We start from the raw sequence: 21,688 nt of genomic DNA, 5'->3' as shown, positions 1-21,688 counted from the left end.
GTGGGGCTCCTTAACCGGTTTTCTTCTTGGCGTGCAGCTGCGACAGGTCGACCGGGACGGCATTCCTGCGGTTGCCGAACAGGGTGGTCTTGGGCGAGACGCCGTCGGAACAGCCGTTGCCGAAGGTGAAGCCGCAACTCGATTTCTCCTCGAAGGTGTTGATCGTCTCCTCGCGGTGGGTGGTGGGGACGACGAAACGGTCCTCGTAGTTGGCGATCGCGAGATAACGGTACATTTCGTCGGCCTGTGCGAAAGTCAGTCCGACCTGATCGAGCGCGGCGGTGTTGGGCTTGCCCTCCACCGACTTGCCGCGCATGTAGGCGCGCATCGCCAGCAGGCGGTCGAGGGCGGTGATCACCGGTTTCTCCTTGCCGCCGGTCAGCAGGTTGGCGAGATAAGTGATCGGGATGCGCAGCGACTGGGTGTCGGGGATGATGCCGTTCATCCCCATCTGGCCCGATTCGGCCGCAGCCTGGATCGGGGAGAGCGGTGGCACGTACCAGACCATCGGCAGGGTACGGTACTCCGGATGCAGCGGGAACGCGATCTTCCAGTCGATCGCCATCTTGTAGACCGGCGACTTCACCGCGGCGTCGAGCCAGGCCTCGGGGATGCCTTCGGCGCGCGCGGCGGCGATGACCGCCGGGTCGGACGGGTCGAGGAAGATCTTCAGCTGCGCTTCGTAGAGCTCCTTTTCGTCGGTGACGCTGGCGGCTTCTTCAATTCTGTCAGCGTCGTACAGGATCACGCCGAGATAGCGGATGCGGCCGACGCAGGATTCCGAGCACACGGTCGGTTGGCCGGCCTCGATGCGCGGGTAACAGAAGATGCACTTCTCGGCCTTGCCGGACTTCCAGTTGTAGTAGATCTTCTTGTACGGGCAGCCAGAGATGCACATGCGCCAGCCGCGGCACTTGTCCTGGTCCACCAGCACGATGCCGTCTTCCTCGCGCTTGTAGATCGAGCCCGAGGGGCAGGACGCGACGCAGGTCGGGTTGAGGCAGTGCTCGCAAAGGCGCGGCAGATACATCAGGAAGGTGTTCTCGAAGGTCGAATGGATCTCCTTCTGCACGTTGTCGAAGTTCTTGTCGCGGCTGCGCGAGGCGAACTCGCCGCCAAGATCGTCTTCCCAGTTCGGCCCCCAGTGGATCTTGTCCATCTTCTGACCGGTGATGGCCGAGACCGGACGCGCGGTGGGCGGCGTCTCCGACAGCGGCGCCTTCTGCAGATGCTGATAGTCGTAGGTGAAGGGTTCGTAGTAGTCGTCGATCTCAGGCAGATTGGGATTGCCGAAGAGGTTGGCGAGGATCTTCAGGCGGCTGCCCTGTCGCGGTTCGAGCTTGCCGTCGCCCTTGAGCTTCCAGCCGCCGTTCCAGACGTCCTGGTTCTCCCACTGTTTGGGATAGCCGATTCCGGGCTTCGATTCGACGTTGTTGAACCAGGCGTATTCCATGCCTTCGCGCGAGGTCCACACGTTCTTGCAGGTGACCGAGCAGGTATGACAGCCGATGCACTTGTCGAGATTCAGGACCATGGCAATTTGCGCACGCACTTTCATGTTGTAACTCCTTGCCTGACAGGGGCAGCCCCTGTGCTTGTATAAAAATCCCGCGCCGGAGAGAGTGGACGCGGGCGAAGGCGGCGGGAGACACCGCCCTCTAAACCCTCATTCCGGTGTCCGGCTCATCGTTCGACCAGCGGACCTTCCATCCAGTCCACCTTCTGCATCTTGCGCACGATCACGTATTCGTCGCGGTTGGAACCTACCGTGCCGTAGTAGTTGAAGCCATAGGCCAGCTGCGCGTAGCCGCCGATCATGTGCGTGGGCTTGGTGATGGTGCGCGTCACCGAGTTGTGGATGCCGCCGCGGAATCCGCTGACTTCGGCGCCCGGCACGTTGACGATCTTTTCCTGCGCGTGATACATCAGGCACATGCCCTTGGGCACGCGCTGGCTGACCACCACGCGGGCGGTCAATGTGCCATTGACGTTGAACACCTCGACCCAGTCGTTGTCGACCAGTCCGGCATGCTTGGCCTCGATCTCGGACACCCAGACGTGGGGACCGCCCCTGGATAAGGTGAGCATGCGCAGGTTGTCGGTGTAGGTGCTGTGGATGCCCCATTTCTGGTGCGGGGTGATCCAGTTGAGCACCAGCTCGTGGTGGCCGTTTGGCTTCTTGCCCAGCAGCGGCGCGATCGTCTTGGTGTCGACCGGCGGCTTGTACACGCACAGGCCCTCGCCGAAATCCAGCATCCACGGATGGTCCTGGTAGAACTGCTGACGGCCGGTCAGGGTGCGCCAGGGAATCAGTTCGTGCACGTTGGTGAAACAGGCGTTGTACGACACGTGCTCCGATTCCAGACCCGACCAGGTCGGCGAAGAGATGATCTTGCGCGGCTGCACCTGGATGTCGCGGAAGCGGATTTTGTCGTCCTCGCGCGAACTGGCCAGATGCGTGTGGTCGCGGCCCGTGATCTTCGACAGGGCCTCCCATGCCTTCACCGCCACATGGCCGTTCGTTTCCGGCGCCAGCATCAAGACCACTTCGCAGGCATCGATGGCCGATTCGATCCTCGGCAGCCCCTTGCTGACGCCTTCCTCGGTAACGGTGTAGTTCAGTTCGGCGAGTTGCTGCACTTCGACTTCGGTATTCCAGCTGATGCCCTTGCCGCCGTTGCCGACCTTGGTCATCAGCGGGCCCAGTGCGGTGAATTTCTTGTAGGTGTCGCCGTAGTTGCGCGTTACGACTGTCATCGTCGGCAGGGTCTTGCCGGGAATCGGATCGACTTCGCCCTTCTTCCAGTCGCGCACGCCCAGGCTCTGCCCCAGTTCGGACGGCGTGTCGTGCATCAGCGGCGTCAGCACCAGGTCCTTCTGCGTGCCAAGATGGGTGGCGGCGAGCTCGGAGAACTTCTTCGCGATGGTCTTGTAGATTTCCCAGTCCGACTTCGATTCCCACAGTGGCTGTACCGCCTCGGACAGCGGATGGATGAAGGGATGCATGTCCGAAGTGTTGAGGTCGTCCTTCTCATACCAGGTGGCCGAGGGCAGCACGATGTCGGAATACAGGCAGGTGGTCGACATGCGGAAGTCCAGCGTGACCAGCAGATCAAGCTTGCCTTCGGCGCCCTTGTCGTGCCACACCACCTCCTTCGGCTTGGCCTCGCCGAGTTCACCGAGGTCCGGTCCCAGCACCGCGTTCTGCGTGCCGAGCAGGTACTTGAGGAAATACTCGTGGCCCTTGCCCGAGGAACCCAGCAGATTGGAGCGCCACACGAACAGATTGCGCGGGAAGTTCTTCGGGTTGTCCGGATCCTCGCAGGAGAACCTGAGCGCGCCGCTCTTGATCTGCTCGACCGCGTACTTGACCGGGTCGATGCCGGCAGCATCCGCCGCCCGGGTGATGTCGAGCGGGTTGGTCTCCAGCTGGGGCGCGGAAGGCAGCCAGCCCATGCGTTCGGCACGCACGTTGAAATCGATCAGCCGGTAGTCGCCGTTNTTCTTGTCTGCCGTCGGCGACAGGATCTCCGATGCCGCCAGCTTCTCGTGGCGCCATTGGCTGGTGTGGGCGTAGAAGAAGGAGGTGGAATTCATCTGCCGCGGCGGACGATGCCAGTCGAGGCCGAAGGCCAGCGGCGCCCAGCCGGTTTGTGGCCGCAGTTTNTCCTGACCGACGTAGTGCGCCCAGCCGCCGCCCGACTGGCCGATGCAGCCGCACATCATCAGGAGATTCATGATGCCGCGGTAGATCATGTCGTTGTGGTACCAGTGGTTGAGCGCCGCGCCGAGGATGACCATGGACTTGCCCAGGGTCTTGTCGGCGTTGTCGGCGAATTCGCGCGCCACCGTGATGATGTCGGCGCGCGGCACNCCGCAATGCTTCTCGGCCCAGGCCGGCGTGTAGGGCACGTCGTCATCGTAGCTCTTGGGCAGGTTCGGTCCGCCGAGGCCGCGGTCGACGCCGTAGTTGGCCAGCGTCAGGTCGTAGACGGTGGCCACATACACGTCCTTGCCGCCGACGCTGATGAGCTTGATCGGCAGGTTGCGGACGAGCAGTTCGTCGTGATCGTCACCGCCGAAGTAGGGCATGGCGACCTCGACAATGTCGTCGTAATTGCTCAGCAGGCTCAGCTGCGGCTTCACCTCTTTATTGGAATAGCCGTCGCGCATTTCCAGGTTCCATGCGCCCGATTGACCCCAGCGGAAACCGATCGACCCGTTGGGTGCGACCAGGTAGCCGGTGTTTTCGTCGTACACCACGGTCTTCCATTCGGGATTGTTGTCCTGCCCCATGTGGCCGGTGAGGTCGGAGGCGCGCAGGTAGCGGTCGGCGATTAGCTGGCCTTCGTGCATCTTCAACATGACCAGCATTGGCATGTCGTTGTACTGGCGGCAGTAGGTATCGAAATATTGGCTTTTGTTCTTGTTGTGGAATTCGCTGAGAATGACGTGGCCCATCGCCAGCGCCAGCGCGGCGTCGGTGCCCTGGCGCGGCGCCAGCCAGATGTCGCCGAATTTCACCATCTCGCCGAAGTCGCTTGATACCGCCACCGTCTTGGTGCCCTTGTAGCGCACCTCGGTGTAGAAGTGGGCGTCGGGCGTGCGTGTCTGCGGCACATTGGAGCCCCATACCATCAGATAGGTCGAGTTGTACCAGTCGGCCGACTCCGGCACATCGGTCTGCTCGCCCCACACCTGCGGGCTCGACGGCGGCAGGTCGCAGTACCAGTCGTAGAACGAGCCGCACACGCCGCCGATCAGCGACATATAGCGCGATCCGGCCGCGTAGCTCACCATCGACATCGCAGGAATCGGCGAGAAGCCGTAGATGCGGTCGGGACCGAATTCCTTGATGGTGAAGACGTTGGACGCGGCGATCATTTCCGTCACCTCGTCCCACTTGGCGCGCACGAAGCCGCCCTGGCCGCGCACCGACTTGTAGCGCTTGGCCTTCTCCGGATCCTGGGTGATCGATTTCCAGGCCGCCACCGGCTCCATCGTCTTCCTCGCCTCGCGCCACATTTCCATCAGGCGGCCGCGGATCAGCGGGTATTTCACCCGTTGCGCCGAATAGACATACCAGGAATAGCTGGCCCCGCGCGGACAGCCGCGCGGCTCGTGGTTGGGCAGGTCGGGGCGGGTACGCGGGTAGTCGGTCTGCTGGATCTCCCAGGTGATCAGGCCGTTCTTCACGAAGATTTTCCAGCTGCACGATCCGGTGCAGTTCACCCCGTGGGTGGAACGCACCACCTTGTCCTGCTGCCAGCGGCTGCGGTAGGCGTTTTCCCAGCTGCGGTCTTCGTTGCTGACGACGCCATGGCCGTTGGAATACTCGGCAACGGTCTTCTTGAAGAACGTCAGTCGGTCGAGGAAGTGACTCATTGTTTGCTCCTTACAGTCGCAGGTGAGGCGTTAGGTGTGAGGCGTTAGGCGCGGGTGACGCGGAGTGCGGGCGTCGGCTGTTTCGCCTCACGCCTCACCCTCACGCCTTACGGATTCCGAATCTCCGAACCCTTGCGCAGATAGAACCACCAGTTCAGCACCAGGCACACCGCATAGAACACGGCGAAGCCATACATCGCGTTCTCCGGCGTGCCGGCCTTGAGCTGGCCCTTGATGATCTCCGGCGCGATGAAGGAGCCGTAGGCCGCGACCGCCGAGGTCCAGCCGAGCACCGGTCCCGCCTGGGCGCGGTCGAAGATCACGCCGACGGTGCGGAAGGTCGAGCCGTTGCCGATGCCGCTGGCGGCGAACAGGATCACGAACACCAGCAGGAACTGGGTGAAATAGATCTCTGGCGTGGCCGAGTGGTAGGCCTGCATCAGCACGTATCCAGCATAGACCGAAGCGGCGACCATGACGGCCGAGATGATCTGGGTGACGATGGAGCCGCCGACCTTGTCGGAGATCCAGCCGCCCACCGGACGGATCAGCGCGCCGACGAAGGGGCCGATCCAGGCGTATTGCAGCGCCGAGGGNGCGTGCGGGTTCTTGGCATGCACCCAGGCGCCGGTGGCGGCATTCAGGGTGTGGGTGTCGCCGAAGATGACCGTGATCGACAGCGGCAGCGCCATCGAGAAGCCGATGAACGAACCGAAGGTGACCAGGTAGAGCGCCGTCATCGACCAGGTGTGACGGTTCCTGAAGATCGCGAACTGTTTGGCGATGTTCTCCTTCATCGGCCCGAAGGCGGCGAGCTTCAGGATCAGCAGCGTGACGACGATGATGAGCGGCATCGCCACCCACATATTGAGCACACCGAGGCCCGTCGGCGCCGGCAGGTAGAGGTAGAGGCCGCCGATGGCGGGGATGAAGACCAGGGTGTAGAGCCACGTGACCTTGATGAACGCGGTGATGGCGTTGCCGGCGTCGGGTGAGACTTGCAGCAGGTTGTTCATGCCGAACCAGGCGAGGATGCCGAGCGGCACCAGCGAGAGCACCCAGGTGAGGCCGGCGTTCTGGATGTAGGTCGGCGTGCCGGCGAGGATCTTGCCGAAGATCCAGCCGCTGTCCTTCACCAGCGTCATCGGCTCGCCGCCGAGCGCGCCGAACACGCTGACCGTCATCACCAGCGGGATCAGGATCTGCATCGTTGTCACGCCGAAGTTGCCCAGCCCCGCGTTGATCCCGAGCGCGGTGCCCTGCAGGCGCTTGGGAAAGAAGGTGCTGATGTTGGACATCGAACTGGCGAAGTTGCCGCCGCCGACGCCCGACCACAGTGCCATCAGCTGGAACGACCACAGCGGCCAGTCCGGATGCTGCAGGACGATGCCGGTACCGATCGCCGGCGCCAGCAGCATCGAGGTGGTGAGAAAGATGACGTTGCGCCCNCCNGCCAATCGGATGAAGAAGGAGGAAGGAATGCGCATGGTCGCACCCGCCAGGCCCGAGATCGCGGTGAGCGTGAACAGTTCGTCCTGGCTGAACGGAAAGCCCAGGTTGGACATCTGCACGGTGATGATTCCCCACATCAGCCATACGGCAAAGCCGCACAGCAGGGCCGGCACCGAGATCCACAGGTTGCGGTAGGCAATCTTCCTGCCGGTCGTTTCCCAGAAGGTGGCGTCTTCCGGGTTCCATTCCTTGATATTGGTGGGCATAGATTGCTCCTGGCGTGAAAGAGGAATTACTCGAGCGGGTCGGCGCCTGCGGTCCTGATCATCGGCAGCTTGCGAACCTCGGTCAGGTACATCCAGATCAGCGATACCCAGGTGATGCCATACATCAGCATGAAGATGCCGCTGTTGATGCCGGTGAGATCGACGATGGCGCCGAACAGGATGGGCAGCACGAAGCCGCCGAGGCCGCCCATCAGGCCGACGATGCCGGAGACGACGCCGATGTTGTCGGGGTATTCGTCGGAGATGTACTTGAATACCGAGGCCTTGCCGAATGCCCAGCACAGGCCCAGCACGAACAGCAGCACGGTGAACACCCAGACATTGAGGCCGATGTGCAGCGCGAATTCGCCCTTGGTGGTCTGGATCACCATGTCGGTCTGCGGATACGACAGCAGGAACAGGCAGATCCACGACACCCACATCACCCACCAGGTGAGCCGGTGCGCGCCGACCTTGTCGGAGATCCAGCCACCCACTGCGCGCATCACGCCACCCGGCAGCGAGAAGCAGGCTGCCATCAGTGCAGCGGTCTTGATGGAGAAGCCGTACTCGGTGATGAAATACTTGGTCAGCCAGAGCGACAGCGCCACATAGCCGCCGAACACGATCGAGTAATACTGCGAGAGCTTCCAGACGTTGGGGTCCTTCAGCGCGGCGAGCTGCTGCCTGAAGGTGATGTGGCTGGGTACGTGATGCGCCGTGTCGGTATAGGTGAAGATCCAGAAGAGCATGGCCACGATCAGCATGGCCACCGCGTACACGTGCGGCACGGACTGCCAGCCGTAGGCGACCACCAGGGAGGGCGCGACGAACTTGGTCAGCGCCGCGCCCGAATTGCCGGCGCCGAAGATGCCCATGGCAAATCCCTGCCGCTTTTTCGGGAACCAGCGGGCCACATAGGCGATGCCGACCGAGAAGGAGCCCCCGGCCACGCCGACGAACAGCGCCAGCAGCAGGAAGTGCCAGTAGGCAGTGGCGTAGCCGATCAGCCAGATCGGCACGACCGTCGCCAGCATCAATACGAAAAAGACGATGCGGCCGCCCAGCTTGTCGGTCCACATGCCGAGTGGCAGCCGGATGAGCGAGCCCGTCAGCACGGGCGTGGCCACCAGGATGCCGAACTCGGTCTCGTTCAGGCCCAGCATTTTCTTGATGGGGATGCCGATGATCGCGAACATCATCCACACGGCGAAGCAGGCGGTGAATGCCAGCGTGCTCAGCGTGAGCACGGAAATCTGCTTTTGGGTCTGGGTCGACATGACACATCCTTTACCGAGATTTCAAGACTGGTTTATCTGAAATGTTGACCGCAGTGTATGCCTATGGGTGTAAATGAAAAGGTCGGGATTTGTATGTTTTGAGACGCTTTCTACCTCTAAAGAGGTAGTGGGGGTATTCTGCTAATTCAATGTTTTATCGTAAGTATTTTGGATATTGTTTGGCGTGGAGCAGGGCAATAGATATATTGGGAGTAGCTCTTCAGCAGTGAAGACTGTCCGGAAGTGAGATGCTATATTTTGAACCGTAACGAGGTGGCCAGTCCGATGTGATGCGCGGGCCGCCTGGGCCGGACGCTTTAATGAATCACCCCCTTTACCAGCACAACAGGAAACTCAAATGAAAAAGCATCGCTCATCCTCGCCATTTCACTTGCAACGCTATTGGGCGCCTGCGGANAACAGGAAAGTGCGCCTGAGGCAGCTGCGCCTGCCGCGCCCGAGGCGGCCGCACCGGCACCGGCCGCCATGGAAAAACATGAGGAACCCGCAAATGACGTGGGCAAGAAGGTGTTCGGCGCGGTCTGCGCGCTGTGCCATGCGTCGGGTGCGGCGGGCGCCNCCGTGTTTGGCAACAAGGCCGACTGGGAGCCGCGCATCGCCCAGGGCATGGACGTCCTGTACAAGCACGCGCTCGAAGGCTTCAACGGTGCANAAGGGGCAATGCCCGCACGTGGCGGCAACCCCAAGCTCACGGATGACGAAGTGAAGGCAGCGGTGAACTACATGGTGGATAAAGTCAAATAAATACCAAGTCCGGATGGTCGGACTTGTGCAATTCAGGAACGGGGAGCATCGCGCTCCCCGTTTTTTGAGCCCGTTTGGCTGGGTCGATTCCCTGTGTCAGTGGCGATGCTGGCTGTTTCGGCTCAGGGATGCCAACAGGCGGGGCGTCATGTCCGCAGCGGTCAGCACGGTACCGCGGTGCTGGCGGGCAAAGGCGTCGGCAGCCGTGCGGCTGGCGAAGGCGGGCAGGTCGGCAGTGCGCATCGGGCCGGTGATTGTGGAGCCGTGGACGAAATGGGCCTGTCCGGCCTCGATCCATCGCCCGCTCTCGAGGTCGCGTACATAGCTGACCGCGACATCATCGAGCGTGTAGCGCCGATCGTAGTGACTGACCTTGTGGAGAAAGTCGAACAGGTTGATCGGCGAGTCGAAGTAATGGGCGGCGCCGTCCTTGAAAATGGTTTGCGCCGCCCAGCGCGGATAACGGGCCGGATACATGCCGCAGACCGGGCAGCGTGCAGCGGCGGGCACCGGGCGGGGCGCATACATGGGCTGGCCAGCAGCAGGGTCGTAGGGCGTTGCAGGGGCGACGATGCAAAGCTCGTTGTTGAACAGGTCGATGTCGCGTCCCGGCTGCCCGTCGGCGAGCAGCAGCAGGGAGGTGGCGAATACGATCGTGAGGCCTCCCGACGACAGCAGTCTGGGCGGCAGCTGCCTCATCCGGTGTCCTTGACGCCGAGCTGGGGTCGTCGAACAGGGCGCGAATCAGATTGCGCAGATTGTCTTCCGGAGAGGCATCGGGACGTGTGATCGGGTCGGCCACGATACGCCCGGCGGCGTCGTGGAAATGGTTGGGAAAGGTCGCCAGGTCCGGGTGCAAAGGCGCCGTGTCGATACCGGATTCGGCCTCGCCATAGACCCAGCGTAGCGAATAGGCATCCGCCGCGGCATAGCGCACATCCAGCGTCACGCCATTCTTCAGCCGAACGATGAGCGCGTCCTGCCTGTGTTCGACAGGCCCGTCGAGATCGTCCAGGAAAGCGTGTTCGATCGCCGTACCGAGTTCGAGGTGCAGGCTCATTTGCTGTTGGCCTCCTTCAGGCGCTCGGCGAGCGCGGCACGAGCCGTTTCGCGGGTATCGGCGAGAATCCGGGCTGCCAGATAGTGTTCATAGGCCGGATGCTCGGCCACCTCGCCGCGCTGGATTTTCTGCAGGAGTGCCGCTTCGTCGGGCACGCCATGGAACTGCAGGACGGTGTTGCAGTTCTCGCGCAGTTCGTAGGTCAGCCGGGCCAGTTGTTCGATTTCGGTTGCCGTCTCGAACGGGACGCTTTCAAAGAATTCGGGCATGGTGTTCTTACATGTGGCGGTCGTTGAGTACGCCGCCATCCAGTACGACCATGTCGGGCTGGATATCGGCAAAGCGGGTGACCTTGCCGCCGTATTCGGCAGCGAATTTCGTCGCATCCTGTTCCAGCGCAAAGCTGGCAATGGTCGGTCCCATCGATCCTTCGCGTTTGCTGCCGTAGACGTAGTAGGCGGATTTCGCGTCGATCCAGTGGTCGTGCGGTTCGTCCCAGTCCGCCTTGCCCATGTCCTGCACGAAAATGCCGCGCACTTCCCGGACCTGTTCCGGGGTGAGATAGACGTGGAACATCTCGATCGTGTCGCAGAAGAAATCCGGCTCCGCCTGCCCGGCATAGAAGATCTGCGCCTTGGGACCGGGGTAATCGGCAAGCAGCATGCCGTCGAGGGAGCAGGAGGTGCTGCGGCTGATTTCCAGCGGCGCGACTGCGGTCGGGCCTGCAGACTGACCGCAGGCCGCGAGCAGGGCTGCGGTCAGCGCGGCGAGGATGAATGTCGATCTGATTGATGTCATTTACGGAATCTCCAGCTTGCAATACCCAGGGGCACCACGATCCAGGCAAGCATCACCAGGCCGAGCAGCCAGGGGTCGGCCAGTGCACGGGGAAANACGGTCGCCAGCCCGTACAGGGTACGGACGTCGTCCAGNGAAAAAATGTTGAGGATGCGGAACACGTCGGCCGGGTTCGCCAGCAGCAGGTAGGGAAAGATCTCGCCGCCCCACTGGCCGCCGGTGACGACCAGCGCGCCGAGCAGCAGCAGGTCGAACACCAGCACGAAGAAGAACCAGGTGGCGATCGCGAGTCCCGAGGCCCGGGTACGGTCGGCGGCGAACACCGACAGCATCACCGCCAGGCTCAGGAAGGCGCAGCCCAGCAGCACCGAACTGAGCATGAAGCCGGCGTAGTGAAACAGGGCGTTGAGGTCGAGCCTGGCCGACAGCACGATCGCCACCAGGCCGAAACCGGCGATGGTCGAGAAGGCCAGCGCGGCGGCCAGCCCGAAATATTTGCCCAGCAGCAGTTCCAGGCGCGTGATCGGCATCGAGAGCAGGAGATCGAGCGATCCCCGTTCGCGCTCGCCGACGATGGCGTCGAAACCCAGGACCAGCGCGATCAGGGGAATCAGGTAGATGACCAGGCTGACCAGGCTGGCGATGGTGAGGTCGATCGAGCGAAAGCCGACGGCGCCCTGCTGCGCGGCGCCGAAATAGGCGATGACCAGCGCGAAGGCGGTGAAAACCAGCGCCACGGCCAGCACCCAGCGATTGCGGATGCGGTCCCAGAATTCCTTGCTCGCGATGGTGGCGATCTGTGCGATTTCCATGTCGCCCTCTCAGTCCGAAAAGCCGAAGAACACATCTTCGAGCGAAGGCTCGCGTACCGTCAGGTCGCGGACGCGGCCGTCCAGCCGGGCGAGCGCCTCGATCACCGCCATCTTCGCTTCGCGCCGGCAGCGCACCTTCACGTGATCATCGTGCGCCTCGATCGCCTCCACCTGCAGATGGGAAAGCGCGGCGCGCACCGCCTCGAAATCCTCCTTCGAGACGCGCACGCTGAACCACAGCGGCAGGTCCACCTGTTCACGCAGGTCCTGGACCGTCCCGCGGGCCTGCACCTTGCCGGCGGCCATGATCGCAATGCGATCCACCCGTTCCTGGATCTCGGCGAGGATGTGGGAGGTGATAACCGTCGTCACACCTTCGCTTCTGAGCTGGCGCAGCGTCGCGTAGAAACTGCGGATCGCTTCCGGATCGAGGCCCGTGGTGGGCTCGTCGAGAAACAGGATGCGCGGCTTGCCGAGCAGGGCCTGGGCAAAGCCGAGACGCTGGCGCATGCCTTTGGAGTATTCGCGTACGCGCCGTTTGGCCGCATGCGCAAGGCCCACGCGTTCGAGCGTCGGGCCCGCTTCTGCCGGCGAGACGCCCTTCAGCCGGGCGAAGAACCAGAGCGTCTCGAGTCCGGTGAGATTGTCATACAGCACCACGTTCTCCGGCAGATAGCCGACCGTGCGCCGTACGGCACGAAAGTCGCGGCCGGTGACGAGCGCGCCGCCGATGCGGATGTCGCCCGAGGTGGTGGGGGTGAGGCCCAGCATCATCTTGAACAGCGTGCTCTTGCCGGCGCCGTTGTGCCCGATGAGGCCGAACAGTTCGCCGGAACGGATGTCGAGGTCGACGCCGTCGACCGCGCGGATGTTTCCGTAGTGCTTGCGCACCCCNTGTGCGACGATCAGNGGTGCGCCGGCGTCATTGGGNGGAAGGGAAGAGGCCACGCCATTTTCTCCAGTCGGGGTTGTGCGGCTGCATCCGCGGTTGGGGATCGACGATGCTGGTGGCGCGCAGCAGCGGGAACTGCTGGCTGACCATGCGCAGCGTCTGTACGGCCGGGCTGGCCAGCAGCAGCTTCATCATCGGGTGGCGCCAGGACAGGTAGTCGACCATGTCGTTCGCCTCGTAGGGCACATCGCCGATGCCGTCGCCGTTGCGGTCCCACCCCACATAGTTGCTCCAGTAGTTGCCGGGCCAGATCTCGTCCCGGCTGGCCACGTACTTGATCTGGGTGCGGTTCTGGATGAAATCGTTGCCTGTCGCCTTGTTGTGGTAAGAGCCCGCCCACAGGTGGATGCCGACCGTGTTGTCCATCACCAGATTGTTGCGGATGGTGTTGTACTCGGCATCGTAGATGAAAAAGCCGCGGGCATTGCCGGCGACGACGTTACCTTCGATCACCGAATCCTGGAGCGTGCGCAGCATGATGCCGTGGTCAGAATTGCCCCAGGCGCGATTGTTCCGCACCACCTGGTTGCGCGCCATCATCAGCGCGAGACCGCCGCGGTTGTGGTACGAGTCGTTGCCTTCCCATACGTTGTCGTTGGAGTTCATGTAGTGGGTGCCGTAGCGCGCATTGTGGATGCGGTTGTTGCGGAACAGCGCGTGATTCGACACATCCACGTAGATGCCGTCGCGGACGAAGCTGATCTGGTTGCCGACGATCTGCGCGCCCTCGGTGTGGTAGAGCTCGATGCCATTGCCGCGGCGGGCCGACTGGTAATCGCGCTTGCCGGTGATCACGTTGTTGAGGATCTGCACGTTCTGCACCGATTCGATCCAGAGGCCGAATAGATTGTAGGTCAGGTCGCAGTTGCGCACGATCGCGCGATGCGCGCCCGGCTGGATGTAGATGCCGGCATTCTGGTCGAGCAGGCTGTCTCCGGAATCGCGCACGATCAGCCCATCGATGACGACATCCTCGGCGGTGATGCGGATGGTGTCGCCCTTGAGGCCGCCGCTCAGCGTGGGCCGGTCGATGCCTTTCAGCGTCAGCGGCTTGTCGATCCGCAGGTTTTCCCGGTACAGGCCGCGCGCCACCCGTATTTCGTCACCCGGGCGGGCCTGGGCGATGGCCGCGCCGATGGACTCGCCCGCGTGCACCGTCAGGATGTCGGCGCGCGCCAGGCCCGTCAGGCAGGCCAGCAGGCCACCCAGAACGAGCCATACGATCGGCCTGGCGGCTAGTAAAGCCATTGCAGCGCCGGCAGGCCTTGCAGGACATCCAGTATCCCTGTGCCCTTCATGATCAGGAACAGGGTGGCAGCGATGAGCAGGTTCTTGAACCCCACGTAGGCGGCCATGTCGGCCCAGGAGGCCGGACGCAGGTTGCGTCCCCACCACGGGCCATCCTTGACGTAGGGCTTGCAGCGCATACGCACCACCAGCTCGTAGGCGCTCCAGCCCAGCCACCAACCGAGCACGATGCCGGGGCCGATCTGACCGGCGGCGCCGAGCACCCACACCCAGGTCACCAGCACGGTCAGCGCGAACGTGGTCGCCTGCAGCAGGACCGGCTGCTGGAATACCTTGCGGCTCCAGGGGAACAGATGGTCGAAGAATTCCTGCCCGATGAAGGCGGGCAGGCTCGGCCGTTCCGCGGCCGCCGGCGTGGGACGGGCGGAAACCGGCACGATGGGAATGTAGTAGCCGTCCGCGCCGATCGCGGTCAGCGGCTCGCCGGCCTTGGTGCGGCGCTTGCGTTCCTTGGCCAGCGGCGGGCAGGCATGGGTGTCGTAATAGAGGACCTGGCAGTCGAGACACAACAGGCATTCGCGCTGGTCGATGCGGCCGCTGTCGTCGATCGCCTGCGAGCCGCAGCCCACCTGGCACGCCGCGCACGGCCCGCACTCCGCCTTGCGCTTGAGTCCCCACCAGCGGAATGTAGAAGGCACCGCGAGCGCCGCGCCCAACGGGCACAGGTATTTGCAGAATGGGCGTTCGAAGAAAGCCGACGCGACGATCAGGACGGTCCAGAACGTCACGAAAGGCCAGGAGCGGTTCCACACGCCGACCAGGAAAGTGGTCTTGAACGGCTCGACTTCGGCGAGCTTTTCCGCCCATCCCATGGAATAGAAGGACACGGCGAGCAGGATGGTAAAAATGCCGTATTTGATCCATTTCAGCCGATCATGCCAATTCTGCGGCAGCAGGTGGCGCTGGTAGCGCTTCAGCCCCAGCTTGCCGGCCACATGGTAGACCAGTTCGGCGAGCGATCCGTAGGGGCACATCCAGCCGCAGAACATCCCGCGTCCCCAGAAGAACGTGGTGACGATGATGAAAATCCAGAACAGGAAGACGAACGGATCGGACAGGAACAGTTCCCAACGCCACTCGAACAGGATGGCATGGAACCAGGTCAGCACCTGGGTGATCGACGGCACGGCCAGCAGGTAGAAGCCGACGAAGCCGATCGATGAGACCCACAGCAGGTAGCGCGGGATTTCCTTCCAGCGTGTGTCCTTCATGGTGGAGCGCCGGACCAGCTTGTCGCGCAACGCATAGACGGTGCCCGCAGCGATCAGCCACAGCAGAAACAGCACGACCTCGATCTTGCGCGATTTCCAGACTTTGACCCAGGTCGCCTCCGGCTTGACGATTTCCGGGCGCCCGCCTTCCAGATAGCGGGCGGGCAGCCAGTACTCCCGGTCGAAGCTGGTAAAGGTCTTGGTGCCGGTCTGCCGGTCTATCTTGTTGGCCAGGTACACCAGGCTCCAGGGATAGGCTGCACTGAAGATAGGCGAACGGATGATGAAGATGGCCGACTCCTTGTAGCGTGGCGCACCGGCGGCCTCGATGCCATACAGGTTGAGATAATCCAGATCGCGGAAGGTGAAGGAATCGATGTCCTGGGACACCAGCACGCGGTCATAGATGCCGCCGCGCACGAAGCCCGAACCCTTGAAGGATCCCGTGCCGTTGGCGATCAGGAAAATGGCATGCTCGCCCGGCTTGAGCTTGGACATCAGGGCGGCATAGCCATGCTCGCCCAGCACGCTGCGCCCGATCGTCGGCTCGTTGAGATAGCCGAAATAGATGTCGATGTAGGGCTGCCCTCCGGGCCCCTGGCCGATTTCGTCCGCCTTGACCTTGAGTTCCTGGACGCTGCCTTCGTCGAGCAGCGCCTGCCAGTCCAGCGTGCCCGGGATGTCCTTGAATTTCGCCTGGGGCCGGATCGTGGGCTTGACGATGCCCACCTGGCGGGCGACTTCGAGGCCGCTGCGCAGGATGACCTGGTTTTCAGCGATCACCGTCACCGTGGCGCCGGAGATCGCGTCGACGCCGATCATGCCTTCGCCCGGCCGGGAGGTGCCCACTTCGATCTTGTCGCCGACGAACTTGCCGAGGTACTGCTTGACGAACTTGGTGAGCTGCGACTCCGGAATGCCCACCAGCAGGATAGGCTCGGAGTGCTTCAGGACGCGGACACCGGTGATGATGCCCTTGGTATCCATGCCGATCAGCGTCACCACCGGCTTGCCCGAGTAGGCCGGGATATCGACCACGTCGGTGGACAGGAATACGTAGCCGATCAGCTTGCGGTCGTCTTTCCCGTCATGCTTGTCTTTCTCGTCGCCATGATCGTCCTTCCCGTCATGCTTGTCTTTGCGGCTCTGGTAGGCCTCGACATAGGCCGGTTTGCCCATGCGCTTGGAAAAGCTGTCGGCGCCAGGCATCACGTCCTTGCAGGGTACGTACGCGCACAGGTCGGGATCGGTGGATAGTTGCACCGGCAACGGCGCCTCGTAGCTGCCGGCGACAGCCAGCCCGGGNGCGCAGTAAAAACAGAGTATCGCCAGGAAACAGGCGATAGGGCGGGCTAGATAATCCATGAAAAACACCGCAAATGTCTGAACATCACCTGGAACGCGCATTTTGCCCGCCGGCCAGCCGGCGGCCTTGCGATCTGGTCGTCCGTTCCGCCCAGGGAGCGGAACGGAGCAATCGGTCAAGCCTCGACCAGCATGCGGCTGCGCATCTCCAGGTGCAGTGCATGACAGAAATTGGTGCAGTAGCACCAGTAAACGCCCGGCTTGTCGGCAACGAAGGTGACCGACTTGGTCTCCTGCGGGTTGACGATGAACTGGATGTCGTATTTGGGAATGGCGAAACCATGCGTCAGATCCTCGACCTTGTCGTGGTTGGTCAGGATGATGGTCACCTCGTCGCCTTTCTTGACCTTGAACTCCCGCAGGCTGAAGGTCGGCGCCTGGCTGGTGAGCTTGATGGTCACCTTCCTGCCGTTGCGGAAGACGCCCGAATCCTTGGGATCCTTCACCGCCAGCGGGAAGTCGTCCATGTTGTAGATCTGGCGCGTCTTGATGATGTCGCGGCGGATGATGATGGAATCGTGCGGCTCCGAATACACCGAGTGATCGGCTACCAGCTTCATTTTGTCGCCGCTGATGTCGATCAGCTGGGCAGTCTCGGCGTGCAGCGGCCCCACGGGCAGGAAGCGATCCTTGGAAAACTTGTTGTCGGAAATGAAGAAGCGGCCATCCGATTCCTTGGTTTCACCCATTGACGTGAAGCCGTGGCCCGGCTGGTAATGCACGTCGATGCGGTCAAGTACCACCTTGGCATTCTTGTCACCCTTGTATGCCTTGATCGCGGCTTCCACGTTCCACTTCACGATCTGGCTGTCGAGGAAGAGGGTGGTGTAGGCGTTACCCTTGTTGTCGAAACCGGTGTGCAGCGGGCCGAGGCCGATCTCGGGTTCGGCGACCACGGCGTCGCGGGGNTTGGCCAGGCCGCCATCGAACCACTTCAGTACCAGGGCATGCTCGATGACCGAGGCCGTCGGCGAAAGCTTGCCCGAACAAGCGTAGTACTTGCCGTCCGGGCTGATGTTCACGCCGTGGGGATTCTTCGGGATCGGCACATAGCACGTCAGCGCGGTTTTGGGGTCCTGGTTGGCCGCCTTGGTGCCGTCGACGACGGGCACCTTGGATCCGGCGATGTACCGCACCTTGCCTGCCTTCACGGCCTCTTCGATGCGGGCAATGTTGAAGAATAGGCAGTCGTCCATTTCCGCCGCCATCATGTCCTCGTAATGGAGCCCCATCTCGGTGTTGTACTGGTTGGTCGCGGCAAGCTTGCCGTCATAGGAGCTGGCCACCAGGTCGCAGTTGCCGTCGATCAGCACCTGCCAGCGCACCTCCATGGAATTGGAGTCGACGCAGGTAAATATCGATTTGTACTTGCTGCCGTCCTCCAGGTCGCGCCCGTCGTTGGGCAGCGGAATCGAGAACTCGCCGCCGCAGAACACGCGGGTGGTGTGGTTGACGTTGGAGTCGACCGGGTCGCGCTTGTCGGGGAAGGTGCCGTGGAAGCCCTGGACGTTCGGCAACTCGGTGATCTTGTCGGTTTCCATGGTATCCATGCGGACGCGCGCGAGGCGGCCGTGGATCTTGTCGTTGACGAACATGTACTTGCCGTCGTAGGTGCCGTCCGTGTATGACTGGTGGAGGTGGTGCGTGTCGCCGGTGTGGTATTTCAGCGTGCCGTCGGGCTTGGTGCCGATGATCGCCTTCGATTCGTTGGTGATGCCCCAGCCGACCAGCGCGTCCATGTTGAAGACGGGAATCCGCTTCAGCTCGCGGCCCGANGGAATGCCGTAGATGCGCACCTCGCCCGAGTGGCCGCCACTGGAGAAGGAGTAGTATTCGTCGAGCTGGCCGGGCGGCACTTCGTACTTGCTATAGTCGACCGCGCCTGCCTGAGCGGACGGGGCGCTGGCACCCGTACCGGCGCCGTCGCCAGTCGAGGGCGCCGATTTCTTGTTGCACGCAGACAGGCCCAGCGAAAGCCCCGCGCCGGAAAGCCCGACCAGGGCGGCGGTGTTCATGAATTTCCGGCGACTCAGATCGGGCTGGGTGTCGGATACTTTGCTATCGTCCTGCGTATGGTCCTGTGTCATGTCGTGGTGCTCCCCATCTTGAAAATAATCGGCACGTCCATTCGGATTGGCGCAAGACAATCCGGATCGCTCGAATCCGGCAAGCGATCATCCCGACCACTCGCCGCTGCGACAAAATGTCGCATTTGGAATCTAGCATATAAAGAAAATACGATCTCGAGGTCTGCAAATAATGTTTGGAATCACGATATTGCTGGCCCCATGCCACTGGCTAAAGATGTATGGTAAAAAATTGTTAAGCCCATGTTTTCACAACAAATCAACAGATCGTTGCCAGCATGATCCTGAACGAATGGTACTTTCGAGGTACCTCTTTATTTTCGCGCGCCCAGCCGGCCCAAAGGTGGATATGAACGAAAAACGCGGCTTCCTGCAGCATTCGCTGCTGCTGAAACTGGGTGGAGCCCTGGCGTTGATCGCCTGTTTCGCCATTCTCGGCATGACCAGCTCGGGCATCATTGCCGAATCGGTGCAGGGCAGCGGCGAAGCAATCAACCTCGCGGGCAGCCTGCGCATGCAGACCTACAGGATGGCCAGCCTCGCACTGTCGGCCAGGCAGTCGAAAGACGGAAATGCCGCTGCCCAGCTCAGCGATGCGATCGACACGTTCGGATCCACGCTGGCCGATCCCCGCATCACGGAATTGATGCCGCGGCAGGCCGAAACCGAACTCACGCGCAGCTATGCGACCGTGCTGAAGGCCTGGCAGAAGGTGAAGCCGCGTTTCAGGGCGGAGGCGGACAACAGCCCACCTGCAGAGACAAACCAGGCTCCGCTGATCGCGGAGATCAATGTATTCGTCGACCAGATCGATCACCTGGTCAAGCAGATCGAACGCGATACCGAGGCGAAAATCCTGGTCCTGCGCATGGTGCTCGGCGCCGCCTTGCTGATGACGCTGCTGGTCGGCTCGCTCACGCTGTATCTGGCACGCAACGACCTGATCCTGCCCCTGCGCGACCTGCTGTCGTTTGCGGCCAATGTCGGCCAGGGCAACCTCGCGGTGCGTACCGAGCACACCGGCAGCGACGAGCTCGGACGGCTGGGGCAGGCCTTCAACCACATGGCCGAGGATCTTTCCAGGATGTATCAGAACCTGGAAGCGCGGGTGGAAGAAAAGACTGCCGAGCTCACCATCGCCAACCGTTCGCTGGAATTGCTCTATCACTCCATCGCCCGGCTCTACAACGGGCCGGTGGCGGCGAACACCTATGCCATCCTGCTGAACGATCTGGAGAATGTCCTCGGCGTCGGACACGGGCTCGCCTGTCTGGTGGAGGCCGGCGAGACGCGCGNNCGCGTGATCGCCAGCACGCTGCACCCGGACGACAGCGATCCCGGTCAGTGCGGTCTGACGAGTTGCGCGGAATGCCTTGCCCACCAAACGCTGGCCGTCCATGCGCTGCCAGATGGTCGTCGCATGCTGACGTTGCCGCTCAAGGATACCGAGCATCATTATGGCGTGTTGCAACTGGAGATGCCTCCGGGCAAGGAGCTGGCGCAATGGCAGACCCAGCTGCTCGAGGCCTTGTCGCGCCATATCGGCATCGCCATCGGCACCGCGCGCCGTACCGAGCAGACTCGCCGGCTGTCGCTGCTGGAAGAGCGTGCCGCGCTGGCGCGCGAACTGCACGATTCGCTGGCGCAGTCGCTCGCCTACATGAAAATCCAGGTCAGCCGGCTGAAGCCATTGTTGCCTGCCGCGGACCCGGCGTCGCAGCCCGGCGCAGGCAGCGAAGCCAACGAAGTGCTGGCCGAACTGCGAGAAGGCCTCAACAGCGCCTACCGCCAGTTGCGCGAACTCCTCACCACGTTCCGTCTACGTATCGAAGGAGAAGGCCTGGGTGCCGCCCTGCAGGACACCGTGAATGAATTCACTGCCCGCGGCGGCATTCCGATCACGCTGGACGTCCATCTGGCCGGCTGTACACTCACGCCCAACGAAGAAATCCACGCCCTGCAGATCGTGCGCGAGGCGCTTTCANATGTGCTTCACCATGCCCGGGCGCACCAGGCGGAAATCAGCGTGCACTGCAACAGCGACGGGTCGGTGTCGGCGATCGTGACCGATGACGGCATCGGCGTCCACCAGGCAGCGGGAGCCCATCATTACGGGATGACGATCATGGAAGAGCGGGCCAGAAACCTGGGCGGCCAGTTGAGCGTCGAGAACCTTCCTGCCGCCGGCACCCGTGTCACCCTGCACTTCATGCCAACCGCGCGGCGCGACATCCCTTCTTTGCCTACTGAACCATTGCCCCCTTCCCTATGAATCCGTCCGATACCCACACCATCCTGGTCGTCGATGATCACCCCTGTTCCGCAAGGGCGTGATCCAACTGATCCAGGCCACCCCGAATTCCGCTTTGTCGGTGAAGCCCCAGTGGCAAGGAAGGCATCCAGCTCGCACAGCGCCTGCATCCCGACATGATCCTGCTCGACCTCAACATGAAGGACATGAACGGCGTCGACGTGCTGAAGGCGATCAGGACGAAGGCTCCGATTCCCGCGTCATCATGCTCACCGTGTCGGACCAGGCGGAGGATCTGATGGCGGCGCTGCAGGCCGGCGCCGACGGTTATCTGCTGAAGGACATGGAACCGGAGGAGCTGATGCAGAAGCTGGTCGAGGCTGCGCACGGCAAGATCACCATCAGCGAGCGCCTGACCCAGTTGCTGGTCGCTTCGCTGCGCGAGAAAAGCCGCCCCACCAGCCTTGCCGAAGCCGGCCTGACCGAGCAGGAAAGCCGCATCCTCGACCATCTGGCCGGCGGCAGGCAACAAGCTGATCGCCCGCGACATGAATATCGCCGAAGGCTGGTGAAGGTCCACGTCAAGCACCTGCTGAAGAAGCTCAACCTGCGTTCGCGGGTGGAAGCGGCCGTGTGGGCGGATCGCTGTCGCAGGCAGGCCAAATCCTGACAGCTGTCGGCTTCCTCAGCCGAAGG

General features: G+C 62.4%; 14 protein-coding genes and 1 pseudogene. 3 read left to right on the top strand and 12 right to left on the bottom strand.

What is annotated here, in order from left to right; genetic code table 11:
* Positions 1–10: 10 nt before the first annotated feature.
* The 4 genes from narH to HZY77_RS04245 all read right to left on the bottom strand — a co-directional run bounded on the left by narH (position 11) and on the right by HZY77_RS04245 (position 8,383).
* Complete coding sequence (gene narH, locus HZY77_RS04260) at positions 11–1,558, bottom strand: nitrate reductase subunit beta (RefSeq protein WP_296819086.1); 1,548 nt, start codon at positions 1,556–1,558, stop codon at positions 11–13.
* Positions 1,559–1,683: 125 nt separating this feature from the next.
* Positions 1,684–5,385, bottom strand: coding sequence for a nitrate reductase subunit alpha (locus HZY77_RS04255; RefSeq protein ID WP_296819083.1), 3,702 nt, complete (start codon positions 5,383–5,385; stop codon positions 1,684–1,686).
* Positions 5,386–5,492: 107 nt separating this feature from the next.
* Entirely contained in the window at positions 5,493–7,103 is a 1,611-nt protein-coding gene (locus HZY77_RS04250; RefSeq protein WP_296819080.1) for an MFS transporter, read from the bottom strand.
* A gap of 26 nt (positions 7,104–7,129) precedes the next feature.
* Positions 7,130–8,383, bottom strand: a complete 1,254-nt coding sequence (locus tag HZY77_RS04245) for a nitrate/nitrite transporter (protein WP_296819078.1) — start codon at positions 8,381–8,383, stop codon at positions 7,130–7,132.
* Between the two features lie 486 nt (positions 8,384–8,869).
* Between HZY77_RS04245 and HZY77_RS04240 the strand changes: the two genes are divergently transcribed.
* Positions 8,870–9,148, top strand: coding sequence for a c-type cytochrome (locus tag HZY77_RS04240; protein ID WP_296819076.1), 279 nt, complete (start codon positions 8,870–8,872; stop codon positions 9,146–9,148).
* Between the two features lie 96 nt (positions 9,149–9,244).
* Here HZY77_RS04240 and HZY77_RS04235 read toward each other — a convergent pair whose 3' ends face one another.
* The 8 genes from HZY77_RS04235 to nosZ form a co-directional block, all read right to left on the bottom strand.
* Positions 9,245–9,847 carry a nitrous oxide reductase accessory protein NosL gene (locus tag HZY77_RS04235; RefSeq protein WP_296819073.1) on the bottom strand — a complete coding sequence of 201 codons (603 nt, stop codon included), beginning with the start codon at positions 9,845–9,847 and terminating at the stop codon, positions 9,245–9,247.
* Positions 9,848–10,204: 357 nt separating this feature from the next.
* Positions 10,205–10,477: a hypothetical protein gene (locus HZY77_RS04230; protein WP_296629817.1), complete on the bottom strand. Its 273-nt coding sequence runs from the start codon at positions 10,475–10,477 to the stop codon at positions 10,205–10,207.
* A gap of 7 nt (positions 10,478–10,484) precedes the next feature.
* The gene (locus tag HZY77_RS04225) at positions 10,485–11,006 is read right to left on the bottom strand and encodes a nitrous oxide reductase accessory protein NosL (RefSeq protein ID WP_296629815.1); all 522 of its coding nucleotides are present in this window, start codon (positions 11,004–11,006) and stop codon (positions 10,485–10,487) included.
* A complete protein-coding gene (locus HZY77_RS04220) occupies positions 11,003–11,818 on the bottom strand; it encodes an ABC transporter permease subunit (RefSeq protein ID WP_296819071.1) in 816 nt (271 codons plus the stop codon). Before HZY77_RS04220 ends, HZY77_RS04225 begins: the two co-directional genes overlap by 4 nt.
* A 9-nt stretch (positions 11,819–11,827) precedes the next feature.
* Positions 11,828–12,709, bottom strand: a complete 882-nt coding sequence (locus HZY77_RS04215) for an ABC transporter ATP-binding protein (protein WP_296819068.1) — start codon at positions 12,707–12,709, stop codon at positions 11,828–11,830.
* A 31-nt stretch (positions 12,710–12,740) separates the two neighbouring features.
* Positions 12,741–14,018 (bottom strand): nitrous oxide reductase family maturation protein NosD, encoded by a 1,278-nt coding sequence (locus HZY77_RS04210; RefSeq protein WP_296819065.1) that lies wholly within the window; start codon positions 14,016–14,018, stop codon positions 12,741–12,743.
* Positions 14,006–16,654 carry a 4Fe-4S binding protein gene (locus tag HZY77_RS04205; protein WP_296819062.1) on the bottom strand — a complete coding sequence of 883 codons (2,649 nt, stop codon included), beginning with the start codon at positions 16,652–16,654 and terminating at the stop codon, positions 14,006–14,008. The genes HZY77_RS04210 and HZY77_RS04205 overlap by 13 nt, the downstream gene beginning before the upstream one ends.
* Positions 16,655–16,770: 116 nt before the next feature.
* Entirely contained in the window at positions 16,771–18,741 is a 1,971-nt protein-coding gene (nosZ, locus tag HZY77_RS04200) for a TAT-dependent nitrous-oxide reductase (protein WP_296819058.1), read from the bottom strand.
* A gap of 349 nt (positions 18,742–19,090) precedes the next feature.
* Between nosZ and HZY77_RS04195 the strand changes: the two genes are divergently transcribed.
* Together HZY77_RS04195 and HZY77_RS04185 are read left to right on the top strand one after the other, a co-directional pair.
* A complete protein-coding gene (locus HZY77_RS04195) occupies positions 19,091–21,013 on the top strand; it encodes a type IV pili methyl-accepting chemotaxis transducer N-terminal domain-containing protein (RefSeq protein ID WP_296819055.1) in 1,923 nt (640 codons plus the stop codon).
* Positions 21,014–21,168: 155 nt separating this feature from the next.
* A pseudogene (locus HZY77_RS04185) lies at positions 21,169–21,662 on the top strand (response regulator).
* The last annotated feature ends 26 nt before the right edge of the window (positions 21,663–21,688 follow it).

The sequence above is a fragment of the Thiobacillus sp. genome, assembly GCF_013693775.1.
Taxonomy (GTDB): domain Bacteria; phylum Pseudomonadota; class Gammaproteobacteria; order Burkholderiales; family Thiobacillaceae; genus Thiobacillus.
The sequence above is the reverse complement of the archived record's forward strand: the minus strand, read 5'-3'. Positions and strand labels throughout refer to the sequence as shown.

Bases quoted from the DNA above. Each gene is read 5' to 3' on its own strand.
- HZY77_RS04230 (WP_296629817.1), bottom strand. From the start codon at position 10,477: ATGCCCGAATTCTTTGAAAGCGTCCCGTTCGAGACGGCAACCGAAATC.
- HZY77_RS04245 (WP_296819078.1), bottom strand. From the start codon at position 8,383: ATGTCGACCCAGACCCAAAAGCAGATTTCCGTGCTCACGCTGAGCACG.
- HZY77_RS04235 (WP_296819073.1), bottom strand. From the start codon at position 9,847: ATGAGGCAGCTGCCGCCCAGACTGCTGTCGTCGGGAGGCCTCACGATC.
- HZY77_RS04225 (WP_296629815.1), bottom strand. From the start codon at position 11,006: ATGACATCAATCAGATCGACATTCATCCTCGCCGCGCTGACCGCAGCC.
- narH (WP_296819086.1), bottom strand. From the start codon at position 1,558: ATGAAAGTGCGTGCGCAAATTGCCATGGTCCTGAATCTCGACAAGTGC.